Here is a 20,043-nt window from a genome sequence, read left to right as displayed (position 1 = left end):
CTTCGTTACCGGAGTCCTACACGAAGAGGCTCATTCCGGCCGCCATCACGAACCCGGCCACCGACAGCACCGTCTCCAGCACGGTCCACGTCTTGAGGGTGTCGCGCTCGCTGATGCCGAAGTACTTGGCCACCATCCAGAATCCGCCGTCGTTGACGTGCGAGGCGAAGATCGAGCCCGCCGAGATCGCCATGATGACGAGGGCCACGAAGGCCTGCGAGTGGTCGCCCTCGGCGAGCAGCGGCGCCACGATGCCCGCCGTCGTCACGATCGCCACCGTCGCCGAGCCCTGGGCGACCCGCAGCACCACCGAGATCAGGTAGGAGAGGACGATCACCGGCAGGCCCACGTCGTTGAAGGTGTCCGACAGGGCCTGGGCCACCCCGCTCGCCTTCAGGACGGCACCGAAGATCCCGCCTGCGCCAACGACCAGCAGGATGTTGCCGACCGGCTTCAGCGAGGCCGTCGAGACCGTCTCCAGCGACTTGCGGGACCAGCCGCGCCGGATGCCGAGCAGGTAGTAGGCGAGCAGCAGCGCGATGGTCAGCGCCACGAAGGGGTGGCCGAAGAACTCGATCACCGAGCGGCCGGTGGACGGGTCCAGGGCGATCGACGAGAACGTGGCGGCGAGGATCAGCACCAGCGGCGTACCGATGATCCCGAGGACCGTGCCCAGCGGCACCGGGTCCTCGCGCGGCAGGACGCCCTGTGTCCGCTGCTCCTCGACGACCGCCCGCTTGGCCTCCGCCGCCGCCTCGACCATGTCCTGCGGCACGGCGACGAAGATGCGGCGGCCGATCCACGCCGAGAACACCCAGGCCGCCAGCACCGCCGGGATGCCGCAGACGACCCCCATGAGGATGACCCAGCCGAGGTCGACGTGGAGCAGGCCGGCGGCCGCGACCGGGCCGGGGTGCGGGGGCAGGAACGCGTGGGTCATCGACAGACCCGCGAGCAGCGGAAGGCAGTACAGCAGGATCGACTTGCCGCCCCGCTTGGCGGCCGCGTAGACGATCGGGGCCAGCACGAAGATGCCGACGTCGAAGAAGACCGGGATGCCGAAGATCAGGCCGGTCAGGCCCATCGCGAGGGGCGCTCGCCGCTCGCCGAACACGCCGAGCAGCCGGGACGCCAACACCTCGGCGCCGCCGCTGACTTCGAGGACCGCGCCGAGCATCGTGCCCAGCCCGATGATGATCGCGACATGACCGAGGATGCCGCCCATCCCGGACTCGATGGTGGAGACGGCGTCCGAACGCTGCACGGTGCCGAAGAGTTCGGTCACGGACAGCCCGGCCAGCAGACCGACGGCTATGGAGACCGCGAGAAGGGCCACGAAGGGCTGGATCCTGACCTTGATGATCAGGAAGAGGAGCAGGGCGATACCGAGGGCGGCGACCGTCAGCAGGCCTGCCGTGCCGTCGATCAGGAGGAGCAGTCCGCCGGTGTGGGGTGGCGCCTCGGCGGGGGTGGATGCCGCGAGCGGAAGGGGCATTCGGGGGTCCTCTGCTGGGGTTCACTGTGCTTTCGGGCAGGGGGTATCGCGGCACGGCGCCCCCTGCGAACGGGGGCGCCGTGCCGTGAGGCGTTACGGCGTGCGGGAGTTGACGGTGTGTCGGCCGGTCCGGCCCGACCGGTCGGTCAGGCCGGTCAGTCAGGCCGGTCAGTCAGGCCCTCGGGCCGGTCGGTCGGGCCCTCGGCGCTGGGCGCGTCAGCCGAGGACGGCGAGTGCGTCGATCTCGACCAGGAGCCCGGCCGGAAGGCCGACGTAGACCGTCGTGCGGGCCGCGGGCGGGGCGGTGAGGGGCTGCTCCCCGAAGTACGTGTTGTAGAGCTCGTTGAACTCGGCGAAGTGCGCCGTGTCCGTCAGGTAGACGCGGATCATCATCACGTCGTCCCAGCTCGCGCCGCCCTCCTCGAGGATCGCCTTGACGTTGGCGAGGGTCTGGAGGGTCTGCTCGCGCAGGGTGGGGCCCGCGGGCGTCGGGGGCTTGCCCTCCTCGGCGGGCAGGAAGCCGACCTGGCCCGCGACCTGGAGGATGTTGCCCTTCTTCACCCCGTGCGAGAACTTCGCGGGCGGGGTGGTGTGGGTCTTGGGGGTGAGGGCGGTCTTCTCGGTCATGCCGGGCTCATTCCTTCGGGGCTTCCTTGATCGGGGTTCTGCCGGAGTACTCGCCGCTGATGGCGTCCGCCGTACGGCGGACCAGCGGGAGCAGGGTGAGGAGTTCGTCGGCGGTGACGACGACGTTCGGCGCGGAGACCGACATCGCGGCGACCACCCGGCCGTCGGCGCCCCGGATCGGCGCGGCGGCACAGTTGATGGACTCCTCGTGGCCACCGAGGTCGGTGGCCCAGCCCTGTTCGCGCACCTTTTCCAACTCGCGCAGGAATGCGGGGGCGTTGGGGGTCGAACGGGACGTGTAGAGGGGGTAGTCGAGCTTCTCGGCGATCACCCGTCGCTCGGGCTCGGGCAGGTCGGCGAGGAGCAGCTTGGCGACGGCGGCGACCGTGATGGCGACGGGCTTGCCGATCCGCGAGTACATGCGCACCGGGTAGCGGCTCTCCACCTTGTCGATGTAGAGGACCTCGCCCTCCTCGTACACGGCGAGGTGCACGGTGTGCCCGCAGGTCTCGTTCAGACGGGCGAGGTGCGGATGCGCGATCTCGCGGATGTCGAGGTTCTCCATCGCCTCCTGGGCGAGGGCGAAGAGCCGGGCGCCCAGGCGGTAGCGCTGGTCGGACTGGCGGTAGACGAGGCCGTGCTCGTGCAGGGTGCGCAACAGCCGCAGGGCCGTCGATTTGTGCACGCCGAGGCGGTCGGCGACCTGCCCGAGGTCGGCGGGGCCCTCGGCGAGCAGCGGCAGGATGCTCAGCGCTCGGTCGACGGTCTGGCTCATGGGGTGGGTACCTCCTCGTCGGCCCGCTCTTCGGCGTGCGTCCAGCCGGGGCCGAGTCGAAGTCTCCCCCACGCGGCGTCGTCGAGGGCCGCGAGCCGGTCGGCGTGGTCGCGGGAAGGCGGCACGGCCAGGTCGCCGGGGACGGTCAGGGCGGCGGCGGCCATCAGGTGCCCGTGCCGGAGGCGGTCGCGCACGGGCAGTCCGCGCAGGGTGGCGGAGAGGAATCCGGCGGCGAAGGCGTCCCCGGCGCCGACGGCGGCGACGACGTCGACGCGCGGGGCGGGGACGTGCAGGGCACGGCCCCGGTCGAAGACGGTCGCCCCGAGCGCCCCCTGTTTGACGACGAGCACCTCGGGGTCGGGGAACGCGGTCCGTACGGCGTCGACGCCGTCCAGGCCCCACACCTCGGCCGCCTCGTCCTCGCCCACGAACACCAGGTCGGCGCCGCGGGCCAGTTCGAGGAGGACCCGGGGGCTGTTGCCGTCCGTCCACAGCCGGGGCCGGTGGTTGACGTCGAAGGAGACGAGGGGCCGGCCGGGCCGGGGGCTCGTCAGTTCCCGCAGCAGGCCGAGGCAGTCCGCGGAGAGGGCCGCGGTGATCCCGGTGAGGTGCAGTACCCGGCCGGCCCGTACGGCGTCGAGGCCGACGGTGTCGACGGACATCGCGGAGGCCGCCGACCCGGCCCGGTAGTAGGCGACCTCGTGCGCGTCGGTGGCCCGGTCGCCGGCGGTGCGGAAGTAGACGCCGGTCGGGCGGTGGGGATCGCGCCGTACGGAGGTCACGTCGACCCCGTAGGAGCCGATGGTCTCGACGAGATGGTCGCCGAACCCGTCCGCCCCCACCCGGCTGACCCAGCGCACCGCGTGTCCGGCCGCGGCCAGCGCGCAGGCCACGTTGGACTCGGCGCCGCCGATGCCCCGGTCGAAGGAGGGTACGTCGGCGAGGCGGCCGGGCCGGGAGGGCAGGAAGGTGACCATGGACTCGCCGAGCGCGACGACGTCCACGGCGTCGGGGGCGTTGCAGGGTCCGGTGGCGGTCACGATCGTCTTGGCTCCTGTGCTGGTGCGGGCGAGCGAAGCGAGATGGGGTCCCCCCTGCCGAAGGCTGGGGGAGGCTCCGTTGACCCCGCGTTGGCCGAGATGTTAGACAGCAGTAAGCGATATACGCAATGGACGTTGCAGCTTGTGCAACGCTCCTGATCAGGAGGTTCCATGAGTACCGAGGCACTCGAGGCGCTCGCCCGACTGGCCGGGGAACGCGTCGACCACCGCTTCAAGGGCCTCCCGCCGGACGCCGACGGCCTCACCGTCGGCGAGCTGGCCGCCCAGCGCCGCAACCTCTTCACCGGCGGCTTCGCGACCCCCGTGCTGGCCCTCTCCGCCGAGCGCCTCGAACACAACCTCGCCCTCATGGAGACCTACGCGACCCGCCACGGGCTCGCCTTCGCCCCGCACGGCAAGACCTCCATGGCCCCGCAGCTCTTCCAGCGCCAGCTCGACCGCGGCGCCTGGGGCATCACCCTCGCGGTCCCGCACCAGGTGCGGGTGGCCCGGGCCTACGGCGTCCAGCGTGTCTTCCTCGCCAACGAACTGGTGGACCCGGCCGCCCTGCGCTGGATCTCCGCACAGCTCGACGCCGACCCCGCCTTCCGCCTCGTCTGCTACGTCGACTCGGTGCGCGGGGTCGAGCTGATGGACACCGCCCTGCGCGGCGCCCGGCGCCCCCTGGACGTCGTCGTCGAACTGGCCGCGGGCGAGGGCGCCCGCACCGGGGTCCGTACGGAGACGGAGTGCGCGGCGGTCGCGGACGCGGTGGCCGCCGCGCCGGCCCTGCGGCTGGTCGGGGTCGCGGGCTACGAGGGCGAGGTCCCGCGGGCCGACCCGGAGCGGGTGCGGGCCTGGCTGCACCGCCTGGTCGCCCTCGCCGTCGACTTCGACGAGGCGGGACGGTTCGCGGGCGCCGAGGAGATCGTGGTCAGCGCGGGCGGCAGCGCCTGGTTCGACACGGTCGCCGAGGTCTTCGCCGGGATCCCCGGACTCTCCCTGCCGGTGCTGAAGCTGCTGCGCTCCGGCGCGTACGTCTCGCACGACGACGGTCACTACCGCAAGCTGACCCCGTTCAACCGGGTCCCCGAGGAGGGCGCGCTGGAGCCCGCGTTCCGCCTGTGGACCCAGGTCGTCTCCCGCCCCGCCCCCGACCAGGCGTTCGTCAACGCGGGCAAGCGGGACGCGGCCTACGACCTGGACCTGCCCTTCGCCCAGGTGATCCGCCGCGACGGCACGGAACGCCCCGCCACCGGCGTCTCGGTGACCGCGCTCTCCGACCAGCACGCCTGGCTGCGCACCGACGCCGAGGCGGACGTCGAGGTCGGCGACTGGGTCGGCCTGGGCCTCTCGCACCCCTGCACGTCCTTCGACAAGTGGCCGCTGATCCCGCTGGCCGAGGCGGACGGCACGGTCGTCGACTACATCCGCACGTTCTTCTAGGGAGTGGGGACATGGAAGACCTCGTCATCCGGGACGCGGACGTCGTCGACGGCACCGGCGCGGACTCCTACCGCGCGGACGTGCTGATCGACGACGGCAGGATCGTCTCGATCGTGAAGGAGGCGGCGGCCGCCGGCTGCCAGCGCCCGAAGGCGGTACGGGAGCTGGACGCGGAGGGGCTGGTCCTCTCCCCCGGCTTCATCGACATGCACGCCCACAGCGACCTCGCCCTGCTGCGCGACCCCGACCACAGCGCGAAGGCCGCGCAGGGCGTCACCCTCGAAGTCCTCGGCCAGGACGGGCTGTCGTACGCCCCGGTCGACGACCGCACCCTCGAAGGGGTCCGCCGGGCCATCACCGGCTGGAACGGGTACGGCGACGACCTCGACTTCGACTGGCGCTCGGTCGGCGAGTACCTGGACCGCCTGGACCACGGTTTCGACGGCCGGGGCATCGCCGTCAACGCGGCCTACCTCATCCCCCAGGGCACGGTCCGCGCCCTGGTCGTCGGCTGGGAGGACCGCCCGGCCACCGACCGGGAGCTGGACCGGATGCGCCGGCTGGTCGCGGAGGGGCTGGAACAGGGCGCCGTCGGCCTGTCCTCCGGGCTGACGTACACGCCCGGCATGTACGCGCGAGGCGCCGAACTGACCGAACTGTGCCGGGTGGTGGCGGGCTACGGCGGCTACTACTGCCCCCACCACCGCAGTTACGGGGCCGGCGCGCTCGAGGCGTACGCGGAGATGGTCGAGCTGACCCGCGAGGCGGGCTGCCCGCTGCACCTCGCCCACGCCACCATGAACTTCGGCGTGAACGAGGGCCGCGCCCCGGAGCTCCTGACCCTCCTGGACGAAGCCCTCGACTCGGGCGCCGACATCACCCTCGACACCTACCCCTACACCCCCGGCTGCACGACTCTCGCGGCCCTGCTGCCCAGTTGGGCGAGCGAGGGCGGCCCGCCGGAGATCCTGCGCCGCCTCGCGGACGACGACACGGCCGCCCGTATCCGCCACGACCTGGAGGTGACCGGCGCGGACGGCTGCCACGGGGTGCCGGTGGACTGGGACACGATCGAGATCTCGGGCGTGGGCGACGAGCGGCTGGCGGACCACGTGGGCCGCACGGTCCACGCGTCGGCGCTCCTGCGCGGCGAGGAGCCCTGGACGACGGCCCGCCGTCTGCTCCTCGAGGACCGGCTGGCCCCGACCATCCTCCAGCACGTCGGCCACGAGGAGAACGTCCGCACGATCATGCGCCACCGCGTCCACACGGGCGGCTCGGACGGCGTCCTGACGGGCGCCAAGCCGCATCCGCGGGCGTACGGCACGTTCCCGCGCTACCTCGGCCACTACGTACGGGAGTCGGGGATCCTGCCCCTGGAGGAGTGCGTGGCCCACCTGACCGGCCGTCCGGCGGCCCGCCTGCGCCTGCCGGACCGGGGCCTGGTCCGCGAGGGCCACCGCGCCGACCTGGTGCTCTTCGACCCGCGCACGGTGGCGGCGGGCTCCACCTACGACGCCCCGCGCACCCTGCCCACCGGCATCCCCCACGTCCTGATCGACGGCCGCTTCGTCATCGAGGACGGCCGGCGCACGGACGTACTGGCGGGGCGGGCGGTCCGTCGCAGTCCCGTGTGACGGAACGCCGCGCCCGGCGGTCCGAGCCCTACGGCTTGGGCAGGGTGCAGGCGCTAGCGCTCAGGTTGAGCTGGTTGCCGGTCGTGAAGCAGGCCGGGATCAGGTAGGTCTCCTGGGCGTAGTTGATGCCCTCGCGGACGGTGACGTTGCCGCTCGCGTCGACCTCACAGGGGTTGTTCTCCGTGCAGCGCGCGCCGTCCTCGTTGCCGGTGTTGTTGACGGCGACGACCTTGCCGGTGGACTGGTCGATCACCGGCGAACCGGAGGTGCCGCCGATGGTCTGGCAGGCGGAGGTGTAACGGACCGAGTCCTTCCAGGTCCAGTCACCTTCCTTCAGGCGGTACACGAACCCGTCGATGTTGCAGTTGTAGAGCGTCTTCCAGTAGCCGGACGCCACGGTGATGGCGGTGCCGGCGGTCGGGTGGGTGTCCTGCACGGTCAGTGCGGAGATCCCGTACGAGTTCTTGATCGTGGCGTACGTGCTGGTGAGCTGGTAGATCGAGACGTCCGTGTCGGTCATCGTCCCGTAGGCCAGCTTGCTGGCGCGCAGGGTCGCGACCCTGGTGCCGGCGGAGTTGAGCAGGCCGAAGGTACGGGTGGAGGCCTGGTTGACGAGCACCTCGCCGGGCTCCGGGAAGCCGGTCGACAGGCAGTGGCCGTTGGAGAGCACCAGCGCCGGGTCGGTGTCCAGGGAGTTCGGGAAGCGGACGACCGAGCCGGAACAGTTGCTGAGCGCGACGGTCCCGGCGAGGTTGACGGCCTGGAGCGTCGGCGCGGCCGCCTTGGTGTCGGCCCTGACCGCGATCGCGGAAGTCGAGGCCGCGGAAGCCGTCGCGGGCTTCGCGCTCACCGGCGCGGCGACCGCGGGTGCCGCACCCGCCCCGGCGATGGCCAGGGCGAAGAACGCGGCAACGAGAGGCTTTCTCATGTGGGGGTCCCCTCTTACGACAAGGCGGCCGGAGATCTTCCGGCCGCCCGCTGTTTTGTCATGCGCATTGTTAGTGCCGGAAGAAGGGAGAGCAAGGGTCCGCTTTCGGCCAGGCAGCAGCCGGGCAACGGCCAGGCGGCAGGGGGTCGCGCCTGCACGCCGAAGCCCTGCCATCGCGGGGCCGACCCGCCCGGGGATACCCTTGAATGGACTCTCCGCGCCCATCGCGCCCCGTCGACAGTGCCCGTAGCACGCCCGTCGCCGCGAGGGAGATCGACTCCCATGGACCTCAACACCATCACCGAAATCGTCCGGCGACCGTCCAGCCGGCCCGGCGCAGAGTGGCGCGAAGGTGACGCCTGGCTCGCGGGCGGAACCTGGCTGTTCTCCGCGGAACAGCCGGATCTGCGCCGCCTGGTCGACCTGACGGCGCTGCACTGGGACCCCCTGGTCCCGAGCGACGCGGGCCTCGAGATCGGCGCCACATGCACCATCCGTGACCTGTACGCCTTCGCGCCGCCGGGTGACTGGATCGCGGGCCCACTCCTCGCGCGCAGCTGCGAGGCGCTGCTGTCCTCGTTCAAGGTCTGGAACTCGGCGACGGTCGGCGGGAACATCTGCCTGTCGCTTCCCGCCGGGCCGATGATCACACTGACGGTCGCGCTCGAGGCGCGGTACGAACTGTGGGCTCCCGACGGGTCCACGCGCATCGTCGACGCCCTGGAGTTCGTGACCGGGGACCACCAGAACGTGCTCGCTCCCGGCGAGATCCTGAGGCGGGTGGCCATTCCGGCGCGCGCCCTGCGGAAGCGCGCCGTCCACCGCCGCTTCACCCTGACCCGCCTCGGCCGTTCGACGGTGTTCCTCGTCGGCACCGGGACCCCCGGTACGGGCGAACTGCTGCTCACCGTCACGGCGGGCACCACACGGCCGGTGCGCATGGCGTTCGACGGCCTGCCCGATGCCCGGACCCTGCGGCAGAGCATCGACGCCGTCCCCGCCGACGTCTGGTTCGCCGATCCCAACGGGACCCCCGGCCATCGTCGCCATCTGACAAGGCACTTCGCCGAAGAGATTCGTCGCGAACTCATGGCTGGGACCTGACATGACCTACCTCGTGAACGGCAGGAGCTTCCAGGAAGAACCCGAACCCGGCCAGTGCCTGCGCACCTTCCTGCGCTCGCTGGGCCACCACGGCGTCAAGAAGGGCTGCGACGCGGGCGATTGCGGCGCCTGCACGGTGTGGCTGGACGGCGATCCGGTGCACAGCTGCATCACCCCCGCCTTCCGCGCGGACGGCCGCGAGGTGACCACGATCGAGGGCCTGGGGTCACCCGGCGACCTGCATCCGATGCAACGGCGCTTCCGTGACGCCCCGGGGTTCCAGTGCGGCTTCTGCACCGCGGGGATGATCATGACCTCGGCGACGTTCACCGACGCCCAGAAGGCCGACCTGCCCCGGGCACTGAAGGGCAACCTCTGCCGCTGCACCGGCTATCGGGCGATCGAGGACGCGGTGAACGGCGTGGTCGGCGTGGAGAACGCCGCGCCGGGCAAGGCCGTCGGGAGAAGCGTCGGGGCGCCTGCCGCCGAGGACGTGGTGACCGGCCGCGCCGAGTTCACGATGGACACCCGCCTCGACGGCATGCTGCACCTGAAGGTCCTGCACTCGCCCCACGCGCACGCCCGGATCGTCTCGATCGACAAGAGCGCCGCCCTCGCAGTTCCCGGGGTGCGCCGGGTCTACACCTGGCAGGACGTCCCGCGCAGACGCTTCACCACGGCGATCCACACCGACCATCTCGTCGATCCGGACGACACCCGCATCCTCGACGACACGGTCCGCTTCGTCGGCCAACGCGTCGTCGCGGTGCTGGCCGACACCGTCGGGGCGGCGGAGGAGGGCTGCCGGAAGACCGTCGTGGAGTACGAGGTGCTGCCGGCCGTGTTCGACCCGCTTGAGGCGATGACGGAGGGGGCTCCGCAACTGCACGGCTCGGACGACCCGTTCGTCCGCGACCCCGTCCACAACATCCTGCTCGAACTGCACACGCGCATCGGTGACGTGGACGCGGGGTTCGCCGAAGCCGACGTGATCCACGAGGGCACATACTTCTCGCCCCGCGTGCAGCACGCGCATCTGGAGACCCATGGCTCGATCGCCTGGATGGAGAACGGCCGGCTGAACGTCCGCACCAGCTCGCAGTCGCCGTCGATCGCGAAGGTCAAGCTCGCCTATCTGTTCGCGCTGCGCCCCGACCAGCTCCGGGTGTTCTGCAAGCGCGTCGGCGGCGGCTTCGGCGGCAAACAGGAGGTGATCTCGGAGGATCTGGCGGCGCTCGCCACCCTCGACACCGGACGGCCCGTCTGCTTCGAGTACACCCGTGAGGAGGAGTTCACCACGGCCTCGCCACGGCACCCGATGACGTTGACGGTCAAGCTCGGCGCGAAGGCGGACGGCACCCTCACGGCGTTCCAGGTCCGCAATGTGTCGAACACGGGCGCCTACGGCAACCACGGTGGCGAGACGCTGTACGCGGGCGGCTCCGCCGTCATGATCTACCGCTGCCCCAACAAGAGGTACGACGCCTTCTCGGTCTACACCAACACCGTGCCTAGCGGGGCGCTGCGCGGCTACGGGATGACGCAGCCGGCGTTCGCCGTGGAGTCGGCGATGGACGAACTGGCGCGCGCGTTGCACATCGATCCGCTCGAACTGCGACGCCGGAACATCGTGCGGCCGGGTGATCCGCTCGTCGCCCTGCACGACGGCCCCGACGACGTGGCGTTCAGCGAGGACTCCCTCGCGAAGTGCATCGACCTGGTGGAGGGCGCGCTGGTCCGGACCGCCGACCAGCCGTCCCCCGGCCCGGAGTGGCTGGTGGGTACCGGCGTCGCGAGTTCGCTGCACGAGACCGCGCCCCCGACCGAGCACGTCTCCGAGGCCTGGGTCACGCTGCGGGACGACCTCGTGTACGAACTGGCCGTCGGGACGGTCGAGTTCGGCGAGGGCACCTCGACCGCGCATGTCCAGATCGCGGCCGGGCAGCTGGGTACGACACCGGCGCGGATCCACCTGGTGCAGTCCGACACCGACCGCACGGGATTCGACACCGGCGCCTTCGCGAGTGCGGGGCTGTTCGTGTCGGGCAACGCGGTCCTGCGGGCGGCCGACGCGGTACGCGACCGCATCCTCGAATACGCCGCCACGTACACCGGCGTCCATCTCGTGCTGTGCTCGATGGACGACGAGGAGGTGGTCTGCGGGGACCGGCGGGTGCCGCTGGCCGAGCTCGTCGCGTCGGCCCGGGCGCGCGGCATCCGGTTCACCGCCGCCCGCAAGGCCTACGGCTCGCCCCGCAGCGTCACCTCCAACACGCAGGGGTTCCGGATCGCCGTCCACCGGGTGACGGGTGAGATCCGCGTCCTGCACAGCGTCCACGCGGCGGACGCCGCCGTGGTCATCAACCCCGCCCAGGTCCGCGGACAGGTCGAGGGCGGTGTCGCCCAGGGAATCGGATTCGCGCTGACCGAGAACCATCACGTCGACGACAACGGCGTCATGACGAACCCGAACTTCCGCAACTACCGCATTCCCACCTTCTCCGATGTCCCGCGCACCGAACTGCTCCTGGTGGCCTCGACGGACTCCGTCGGCCCCCTGCGGGCGAAGGGCATGGCGGAGTGCTGCATCAACCCGGTGGCCCCGGCGCTGGCGAACGCCCTGCATGACGCCACGGGCGTCCGCTTCCGCTCGCTGCCGCTGACTCCGGAGCGGATCTACAGCCGGCTGATCGAGAAGCAGTCGGTGCCGACGGGCCCGGGCTCATGACCACCGAACAGCACCGGAGCGCGGGGGCGACGGCGATCATCGGCCAGAAGGTCCTGCCCGGACTCGAACAGGCATACGAATCGTGGCAGGAGGACGTCAACGCAGCTGCCGCCGACTACGCCGGATATCTCGGCGTCGAGGTGTCCCGTCCGACGGACCTGCAACCCGAATGGGTCGTCGTCTACCGGTTCGACTCGGTGGCCCATCTCCAGGCGTGGATCAACAGTGCGACGAGGCAGCGCCTCCTGGACGTCGGCGACAAGTACCTGGACGGTCCCGGCACCCAGCAGGTGGTCAGCGGCGGCACCCGCCCGACGGATCCGCTGGTGACTGTCGTGGTCACCCACCGGGTCGACCCGGCCCACGTCGACGAGTTCCTCGCGTGGCAGCGCCGTATGAACCAGGCGGAGGGGAGGTTCGAGGGGTTCCGCGGAACCGAGATCTTCCGGCCGATCGAAGGGGTCCAGGACGACTGGACCACCCTGTACCGGTTCGACAGCGCCGAGCACCTCGACGCCTGGCTGACGTCGGACAAGCGCAGGCAGGTGCTCGCCGAAGGGAAGAAGTTCGACGACTTCAGGCTGCGCACCATCGACAACTCGTTCGGCAGCTGGTTCGCCTTCGACGAGAACGGCAAGGAGGCGCCGCCGCCCTCGGAGACCAAGACGTCCCTCGCCGTCTGGGTGGGTCTGTATCCGACCGTGGTGCTGCTGACGCTCGCCCTGTCGCCGCTGGGCATGCCGTTCTGGCTCGGGCTGCTCGTCGGCAACCTGCTGTCGAGCTTCCTGATGAGCTTCCTCACCATGCCGCACTACGTGAACCGGCTCCTCGGGCGGTGGCTGCGGCCGCCTCCGGACGAACCGGCGGCGCGGACCAACCTCGTCGGCCTCGGGATCGTCGCCGCGCTGATGGCGTTCTGGGTCGCTGTCTTCTACCTCGTCACGGCCCAGATCTGGACGCTGCCCTGAGCGATCACGGGTGTGCCGGCGGAGCGGGCGGTCCGTCGCGGGCCCCGGTGAGCGTCCCCGCCTACCTGCCCCCCTTGTCCCGGCCCCGACCCTTCCCGGGATTGCCCTTCCCGGACCCGGACCCGGACACCGAGGCGGAGGGCGAGACGCTCACCGCCCCGCTCGTGGCGGCTTCGGTCGACGCCTCGGCCGAGGGCGCCTCGGACGCCGTACCCCCCGAGGACGGCACCGGCGCGACCGAAGCGGACGGGGTCGACTCCACGGACCCGGCGGAGCCGCTCGCGGCCGAAGCCGGCCCACCCGACGGGCTCACCGCGTCGTCCGGCGCCGAGCGCGTGCCCCCCTGCCTGCCCCGCTGGTCCCCGCCCTGATCCCCGGAGAAGGACATCCCCGCCACCACCGCGGCCAGCGCCACCGCCCCGACCGCCCCGGCGGCGGCCAGCACGCGGCGCGAAGGCCGGCCGGCCGTCCGGTGCGCGGCGCGCCGACGGTCCGCGCGGCCGCCCGGCTCCCCCTCCGCAGGGCGGACCCGAGGCAGCTCGGCGGTCTCGTCGTAGGCGTTCTCCCACCCATGGGCGGCCGCCGGATCGACGTACCGCTCGTACGCCGGATCGGTCTCGGCGGACGGGTGGTACACGATCGGCCGCACCGGAGGTGCGCCACTCTCACCTGGCCTGAACATGGCGCGGATTGTAGGGACAGGAGTGACTCCTGGGACAGCTACCGGCGATAACGACCCAAACCACCCGTCTCACGTGGCGGGAAACACGCCCCCGGAGGCGTTACCGGGCCGTAAGCTCCCAGACATGCAGGTGATCCAGTCGACCAAGCTCGCCAACGTCTGTTACGAGATCCGGGGCCCGGTTCTCGAGGAGGCGATGCGCCTGGAAGCGGCTGGTCACCGCATCCTCAAGCTGAACACCGGCAACCCGGCCGCCTTCGGCTTCGACTGCCCGCCGGAGATCCTGGAGGACATCCTCCGCAACGTCTCGACGGCCCACGGCTACGGCGACGCGAAGGGTCTGCTGGCCGCGCGCAGGGCCGTCGTGATGCACAACCAGACACTCGGCATCGAGACGGACGTCGAGCACGTCTTCATCGGCAACGGCGTGTCCGAGCTGATCGTCATGGCGATGCAGGGGCTGCTGGACGACGGGGACGAGGTCCTCGTACCGGCCCCCGACTACCCGCTGTGGACCGCCGCCGTCTCCCTCTCCGGCGGCACCGCCGTGCACTACCGGTGCGACGAGCAGTCGGACTGGATGCCCGACCTCGCCGACGTCGAGCGCAAGGTCACCGACCGCACCAAGGCGATCGTCATCATCAACCCGAACAACCCGACGGGCGCGGTGTACGACGAGGCGATGATCCGGGGGCTGACGGACATCGCGCGCCGCCACAACCTCCTGGTCTGCTCGGACGAGATCTACGACAAGATCCTCTACGACGACGCCACCCACACCCCGACCGCCAAGGTCGCCCCGGACCTGCTCACCCTCACCTTCAACGGCATGTCGAAGGCGTACCGGGTGGCCGGCTACCGGGTCGGCTGGATGGCGATCTCCGGTCCGCGCGCGCACGCCGACTCCTACATCGAGGGTCTGACGATCCTGGCGAACATGCGCCTGTGCGCGAACATGCCGGGGCAGCACGGTGTCGTGGCCGCGCTCAGCGGGCGCCAGACGATCAAGGACCTGGTACTGCCGGGCGGGCGGCTCAAGGAGCAGGTGGACACGGCGTACGAGCTGCTGACGCAGATCCCGGGCGTGACGTGCGTCCGCCCTAAGGGGGCGCTGTACCTCTTCCCTCGTCTGGACCCCACCGTCTTCAAGATCAAGGACGACCGGCAGATGGTCCTGGACCTGCTGCGCCAGGAGAAGATCATGGTCGTCCAGGGCACCGGCTTCAACTGGCCGGAGCCGGACCACTTCCGGGTCGTCACGCTGCCGACGGCGACGGACCTGCGGGACGCGGTGGGCCGGATCGCCCGCTTCCTGGACGGCTACAGCCAGCCGTAGCGGCGGTTGTATGGGCGACTCAACTTTAGACGAAATCTAAGCTAGGATGGTTTCCTGACAGCACAGGAGGCCATCCTCATGTACGAGCCGATCCGCACCTCTTCTTCCCGTGGGTCCGCCCACACCACGATGGCCGGCACGCCCTCGGACTTCCCCCACCGCTCCCGCGAGGAGGAGCTGGACATCCAGCTCGCAGCTCATCTCGCGGCGCTGCTCGCCGTCACCGACGAGCTGCGTGCGGCGGCGGCGTCCGCCGACCTGGACTCCGCGGCCGCACGGCTCGCGCAGCAGGTGACCCGGTTGCGGGGAGGACGGACGCCGGTCCGTTCGACCCTCGCCGCCGGCCCGGCGGGCCCGCACCTCGACACCCTGCACGAGCGGGCGCACGCCCTCGCGGGCCGCGCCCTGCTCGTCGCCGCGTCCCGCGCGGACACCGCGTCGGCGATCCTGGCGGCCCAGCGCATGGACGCGCACGCCGCCGCCCTGGTGGAGAAGCAGGAACTGAGCACCGCCGGCTGACCCCCCTCCCGGGGACCGCCCTCCCCGGAGCCCCTCCGGGGACTCCCTCCGGGGACCGTGAACGGCCCCGGTCCGCGTGCACCCGCAGCGACGCGCGGACCGGGCGCCATCTTTTTTCGCCCTGATCGGAACCTCCCCTTCCTGTTGCGTTCCGGGGCACCCCCTTCACCCCCCGTTCACCCGGACCACCCGGGAACGTGGGGTTCCGCGAGCACGCTCCCCCTGTGAGACGAATCGCAGGAATCGTCCTCGCGGTACTGCTGATGGCGGGTGTGGTGGTCGCCGTCGTCGCGGGCCGCAGTGATGAGGACAAGGGCACGGCAACGAAGACCGTGCGGATCGTGATCGGGTCGGAGAAGGCGGAGTTCTTCGCCGATCCGGACGTGGTGAAGGCCCTCACCGCCGAGGGCTACACCGTCGAGGCCGAGACCTCCGGGTCCTGGGCCATGGAGGGGCTGGACCTCAAGGGGTACGACCTCGCCTTCCCCTCCAGCCAGGCGCCCGCCACCGAGCTGGCCGCGAAGTACAAGGTGCGGGGGACCCTCCCGCGCCCCTTCTACTCGCCCCTCGTCGTCGTGGCGCACAAGAACGCCGCCGGGGTGCTCGCGGGCAACGGCCTGGCCACGCTGGACGCCGAACACCGCGGCACGCTGAAGATGGCCGGCTACCTCGACGCGGCCCGTGCCGACCGGACCTGGCAGCAGCTCAAGGGCTCCGAGAAGTACGGGGAGTTGACCGGCACCCTCTACCTGTCCAGCACCGACCCGGAGACCTCCAGCTCGGGCGCCCTCTACCTGGCCGCCGCGTCCTACGTGGCCAACGGCGGCAAGGTGGTCGCGAGCGACGCGGAGGTCGAGCGCACGGCGCCCCTGCTGCACCAACTGGTCAGCGTCCAGGGAGCCCAGCAGTCCAGCACGGACGCGGCGTTCCGGGACTTCGTCAGCGGCGCCGGCAATCCGCTCGTCCTGGTCTACGAGTCGCAGGTCGCCTCACTCCTGGCGGACCGGCAGCAACCGGACGATCTGGTGGTGCTCTACCCGGACACCACCGTCAACAGCGACCACACCGCCGTGCCGCTCACCGAGAACGGCGGCGCTCTCGCCCGACTCCTGTCGAGCGACCCGGAGTTGCGCAAGCTGGAGATCCGGCACGGGTTCCGTCCGCAGGGCGTCACCGCCGAGTTCGCCTCGGCCACCACCTACCTCAAGCAGGAACTGACCGGCGTCCGCCAGGCGCCCGTGCCCACCTCCACGGTGCTGCACGAGCTGGCGCGACGGGCGCGCGGATAGGGGGAACGGCACATGACCGACGACAACACCTTCACCCTCACGCCGCCCGAGGCCGTCGCCGCCGTGCCGCGCGAGAAGGCCGGCGGGCTCGTGCCCGTCGACGACTCCGTCCGTACGGACATGGCGACCAAGGCCGCCGCGTACGTCGAGGGGCTCGCCGCGCTCGACGCCCGCTCGCCCGAGTTCGCCGGCAAGGTCGGCGAGATCACCGCGCTGGGCGCCGGTGAGATGCGCACGGCCGCCGCGCAGTCCAACCGCATGCTGGAGCGGACCATCAGGAGCCTGCCGGACAAGGGCGGGGACGCCCAGTCGCAGGTCGCGGGCTCGCTCGTCGAACTCCGGCGGGTGGTCGAGGATCTGGACCCGCGTGATCTGCCGGCCTCCAAGGGGCGCAAGTTCCTGTCCCGGCTGCCCGGCGGGAACAAGCTGCGCGACCACGTCGCCAAGTACGCCTCCGCGCAGGGGACGCTCAACCGGATCGTGGGCTCGCTGCGCGGCGGCCAGGACGAACTGCGGCGCGACAACGCCGCGCTTCAGACCGAGCGGGTCCGGCTCTGGGAGACGATGGGCAAGCTCCAGGAGTACGTGGTCCTGACCGACGCCCTCGACACGGCGGTCGGGCAGCGGATCGCCGGCGCCGAGGCCACCGACCCCGAGCGGGCCGACAGTCTGCGCGCCGACGTACTCTTCCCGGTCCGGCAGAAGCACCAGGACCTGCTCACCCAGCTCGCGGTCTGCGCGCAGGGCTACCTCGCCATGGACGTCGTACGCCGCAACAACGACGAGCTGATCAAGGGCGTCGACCGAGCCGCCACGACCACGGTCTCGGCCCTGCGCATCTCCGTGATGCTGGCCTCCGCGCTGGACCACCAGAAGAAGGTCATCGACCAGGTCAACGCGCTGCGCGGCACCACCGAGGACCTCATCCGGGGCAACGCGGAGATGCTGGCGACCCAGAGCGGGGAGATCCAGCGCATCGCCGCCGACCCGGCGGTCGGCGCCGAGACCCTGCGCTCCGCCTTCCAGCAGATCTACCGCACCCTCGACGCCATCGACACCTACAAGGTCCAGGCGACCGAGGCGATGGCGGTGACCGTGGAGAACCTGACGGCCGAACTCCAGCAGGCGAGCACCTATCTCGACCGCAGCCGCTCGCGGGGCGCCCTGGAAGGCGGGCTCGCATGAGACGTTCCCTCCTCGCGTGGACGGCTCTCGCCCTCCTGCTGACCGCCTGCTCGGCACAGAGCGACGCCAAGGACCCCGACGCGCCCGAGCCGGGCACCCTGCGGATCCTCGCCTCCAGCGAGCTGAGCGACATGGCACCGGTGCTCGAGCAGGTCCGCAAGGACACCGGCGTCAAGGTCCGGCCGACCTACATGGGCACCCTGGACGCCGTGAACCTGCTCGCGAAGGGCGGCACCGACGGGAAGTACGACGCCCTGTGGCTGTCCTCCGACGACTATCTGCGGCTGCGCCCCGACGCGGCGAAGAAGGTCGTCTCGGAGACGCCGATCATGTCGAGCCCGGTGGCCCTCGGCGTGCGGGCCGGCACGCTCGCCACCCTCGGCTGGCAGGCCGACGAGGTCACCTGGACGCAGATCGAGCAGGCGGTCCAGGACGGGAAACTCACCTACGGCATGACCGACCCGGCCCGCTCCAACTCCGGCTTCGCCACGCTGATCTCGGTCGCCTCGGCGCTCTCGGGAGCCCAGTCGGCGCTCACCGACGCGGACGTGACCAAGGCGACCCCGAGGCTGAAGGAGTTCTTCGAGGGGCAGCGGTTGACCTCGGGATCGTCGGGCTGGCTGGCGAGCGCGTACACCCGGCGCGGTGACGTCGACGCGCTGCTCAACTACGAGTCCGTGCTGAAGGGCATCCCGGGGCTGACCGTGATCCGCCCCACGGACGGTGTCGTCACCGCCGACTACCCGCTCTCTTCCCTCGCCGCGACCGACGCGACGACCCGCGCGAACGTCAAGCGGGTCACCGACGCCCTGCGCACGGAGGCCGTCCAGCGGCTCATCACCACCCGGACGCACCGCCGCCCGGTCGTCGCCTCCGTACCGCCCGCGGCCGGCCTGGACACCACCCGCCGGCGCGAACTGCCCTTCCCGGGCAGCCGCTCCGTCGCCGACGGGCTGCTCGACGCCTACGAGAACGAGCTGCGGCGCCCGTCGCGGACCGTGTACGTCCTCGACACCTCCGGCTCGATGGAGGGCGATCGGCTGAGCCGTCTGAAGGACGCCCTCGCCGACCTCACCGGTGACTTCCGCGACCGCGAGGAGGTGACGCTGATGCCGTTCGGGTCGGACGTGAAGAGCGTCGCCACGCATGTCGTCAGCCCTGCCGACCCGCAGACCGGACTGGCCGCGATCCGCGAGGACACCGAGGAGCTCACGGCCGACGGCGAGACCGCGATCTACACCTCGCTGGAGAAGGCCTACGATCACCTGGGCACCGACCGGGACGCCTTCACCTCCATCGTGCTGATGACGGACGGCGAGAACACCAAGGGCGACGACGCCGACGACTTCGACGCCTTCTACCGGGACGACCTCACCCCGGCCGGAAAGCAGATCCCCGTCTTCACCGTTCTCTTCGGCGACTCCGACCGCTCGGAACTGGAGCACATCGCCGAGCTGACCGGCGGCCGGCTCTTCGACGCGCAGCAGGGCTCGCTGGACGGCGCCTTCGAGGAGATCCGTGGCTACCAGTAGGTTCGTCGGGTACCTGGAGTCCCGCAAGAACATCGCGGGCAGCGCGGCCGGACTGGCCGGACTGGTGCTGACCTTCACGGGGGCGGCGGGCGCGTACTGGCCCGTCGTGGTGGTCGGTCTTTACGGCGCGGGCGCGCTGATCGCCCCGCCGGAGCGGCCGCCGCTGCCCGCCTTCCCGGACCCGTCGGCCCAGCTGGACGCGTTGCGCGACGACTTCGAGCGGCTCGGCGGGTATCTCGCGGAGATCGAGCTGCCCCCGGCCGCCGCCGGACGCCTCACCGAACTCACCGGCCTGCTGGCCGCGCTGCTGGATCCCGGCTGGGTCGCCGAGGTCCTCGCGCAGGACCCGGAGGGCGTCCACACGCTCTCCCGGACCGTGCGGCAGGATCTGCCCGAGGCCGTCGACAGCTTCGTACGGACGCGCTGGTGGACGCGGATGACCCCCGGACAGGAACCACCGGAACGGCACCTGGAACGCCAGCTGTCCCTTCTCCAGGACGAGGCGGAGCGGCTGGCGGCGGGGCTGCGGGAGACCGAGGCGCGGCGGCAGGAGACGCACACGCGGTATCTGGAGGACCGGGGCCAGTAGGCGAAGGCCTGCCGCCGTCTCCTCGTCGGGGCGGACGGGGAGACGACGACAGGCCCATGGCCGCGTACGCCGTTGTACGCGGCTCGCCGCATCGCACCGCGGCCGGCCGTGACGATCACTGGTCAGGGCAATCCCGTGCCGGCCGCGGAGTCTTTCGGGGTGG

General features: G+C 71.4%; 17 protein-coding genes. 12 read left to right on the top strand and 5 right to left on the bottom strand.

Annotation, left to right across the window (positions count from 1 at the left end; genetic code table 11):
• Positions 1 to 16 precede the first annotated feature (16 nt).
• From G9272_RS28490 to G9272_RS28475, 4 genes are all read right to left on the bottom strand, one after another.
• Positions 17 to 1,495, bottom strand: coding sequence for a GntP family permease (locus G9272_RS28490; RefSeq protein WP_171399169.1), 1,479 nt, complete (start codon positions 1,493 to 1,495; stop codon positions 17 to 19).
• Positions 1,496 to 1,711: 216 nt separating this feature from the next.
• Entirely contained in the window at positions 1,712 to 2,122 is a 411-nt protein-coding gene (locus G9272_RS28485; RefSeq protein WP_171399168.1) for a RidA family protein, read from the bottom strand.
• Positions 2,123 to 2,129: 7 nt separating this feature from the next.
• Entirely contained in the window at positions 2,130 to 2,897 is a 768-nt protein-coding gene (locus tag G9272_RS28480) for an IclR family transcriptional regulator (protein ID WP_171399167.1), read from the bottom strand.
• Positions 2,894 to 3,937: a sugar kinase gene (locus G9272_RS28475; RefSeq protein ID WP_171399166.1), complete on the bottom strand. Its 1,044-nt coding sequence runs from the start codon at positions 3,935 to 3,937 to the stop codon at positions 2,894 to 2,896. The genes G9272_RS28480 and G9272_RS28475 overlap by 4 nt, the downstream gene beginning before the upstream one ends.
• Positions 3,938 to 4,108: 171 nt before the next feature.
• On the opposite strand from G9272_RS28475, the gene G9272_RS28470 reads away from it, so the two are divergent.
• Together G9272_RS28470 and G9272_RS28465 are read left to right on the top strand one after the other, a co-directional pair.
• A complete protein-coding gene (locus G9272_RS28470) occupies positions 4,109 to 5,383 on the top strand; it encodes an amino acid deaminase (RefSeq protein ID WP_171399165.1) in 1,275 nt (424 codons plus the stop codon).
• An 11-nt stretch (positions 5,384 to 5,394) separates the two neighbouring features.
• Entirely contained in the window at positions 5,395 to 7,020 is a 1,626-nt protein-coding gene (locus tag G9272_RS28465) for an N-acyl-D-amino-acid deacylase family protein (protein ID WP_171399164.1), read from the top strand.
• Between the two features lie 28 nt (positions 7,021 to 7,048).
• Here the strand turns inward: G9272_RS28465 and G9272_RS28460 are convergent, their stop codons facing one another.
• On the bottom strand, positions 7,049 to 7,948 hold the full coding sequence (locus G9272_RS28460; protein ID WP_171399163.1) for a S1 family peptidase: 900 nt from the start codon (positions 7,946 to 7,948) through the stop codon (positions 7,049 to 7,051).
• A gap of 282 nt (positions 7,949 to 8,230) precedes the next feature.
• Between G9272_RS28460 and G9272_RS28455 the strand changes: the two genes are divergently transcribed.
• From G9272_RS28455 to G9272_RS28410, 10 genes are all read left to right on the top strand, one after another.
• Positions 8,231 to 9,052: an FAD binding domain-containing protein gene (locus G9272_RS28455; protein ID WP_171399162.1), complete on the top strand. Its 822-nt coding sequence runs from the start codon at positions 8,231 to 8,233 to the stop codon at positions 9,050 to 9,052.
• A 1-nt stretch (position 9,053) separates the two neighbouring features.
• The gene (locus G9272_RS28450) at positions 9,054 to 11,780 is read left to right on the top strand and encodes a molybdopterin-dependent oxidoreductase (RefSeq protein ID WP_171399161.1); all 2,727 of its coding nucleotides are present in this window, start codon (positions 9,054 to 9,056) and stop codon (positions 11,778 to 11,780) included.
• Positions 11,777 to 12,748, top strand: a complete 972-nt coding sequence (locus tag G9272_RS28445) for an antibiotic biosynthesis monooxygenase (RefSeq protein WP_171399160.1) — start codon at positions 11,777 to 11,779, stop codon at positions 12,746 to 12,748. The genes G9272_RS28450 and G9272_RS28445 overlap by 4 nt, the downstream gene beginning before the upstream one ends.
• A 101-nt stretch (positions 12,749 to 12,849) precedes the next feature.
• Complete coding sequence (locus G9272_RS28440; RefSeq protein WP_171399159.1) at positions 12,850 to 13,119, top strand: hypothetical protein; 270 nt, start codon at positions 12,850 to 12,852, stop codon at positions 13,117 to 13,119.
• 435 nt (positions 13,120 to 13,554) lie between these two features.
• Positions 13,555 to 14,766 (top strand): pyridoxal phosphate-dependent aminotransferase, encoded by a 1,212-nt coding sequence (locus G9272_RS28435; RefSeq protein WP_171399158.1) that lies wholly within the window; start codon positions 13,555 to 13,557, stop codon positions 14,764 to 14,766.
• 78 nt (positions 14,767 to 14,844) lie between these two features.
• Positions 14,845 to 15,285: a hypothetical protein gene (locus tag G9272_RS28430; RefSeq protein ID WP_171399157.1), complete on the top strand. Its 441-nt coding sequence runs from the start codon at positions 14,845 to 14,847 to the stop codon at positions 15,283 to 15,285.
• A 224-nt stretch (positions 15,286 to 15,509) separates the two neighbouring features.
• Positions 15,510 to 16,574: a substrate-binding domain-containing protein gene (locus tag G9272_RS28425; RefSeq protein ID WP_171399156.1), complete on the top strand. Its 1,065-nt coding sequence runs from the start codon at positions 15,510 to 15,512 to the stop codon at positions 16,572 to 16,574.
• A 12-nt stretch (positions 16,575 to 16,586) separates the two neighbouring features.
• Positions 16,587 to 17,759, top strand: coding sequence for a toxic anion resistance protein (locus G9272_RS28420; protein WP_171399155.1), 1,173 nt, complete (start codon positions 16,587 to 16,589; stop codon positions 17,757 to 17,759).
• Positions 17,756 to 19,291 (top strand): substrate-binding and vWA domain-containing protein, encoded by a 1,536-nt coding sequence (locus G9272_RS28415; protein WP_171399154.1) that lies wholly within the window; start codon positions 17,756 to 17,758, stop codon positions 19,289 to 19,291. Before G9272_RS28420 ends, G9272_RS28415 begins: the two co-directional genes overlap by 4 nt.
• Positions 19,278 to 19,880 (top strand): hypothetical protein, encoded by a 603-nt coding sequence (locus G9272_RS28410; protein ID WP_171399153.1) that lies wholly within the window; start codon positions 19,278 to 19,280, stop codon positions 19,878 to 19,880. Before G9272_RS28415 ends, G9272_RS28410 begins: the two co-directional genes overlap by 14 nt.
• Positions 19,881 to 20,043 lie beyond the last annotated feature (163 nt).

It is taken from the genome of Streptomyces asoensis, assembly GCF_013085465.1.
GTDB lineage: Bacteria > Actinomycetota > Actinomycetes > Streptomycetales > Streptomycetaceae > Streptomyces > Streptomyces cacaoi_A.
This window is presented reverse-complemented; position numbering and strand designations above follow the sequence as displayed.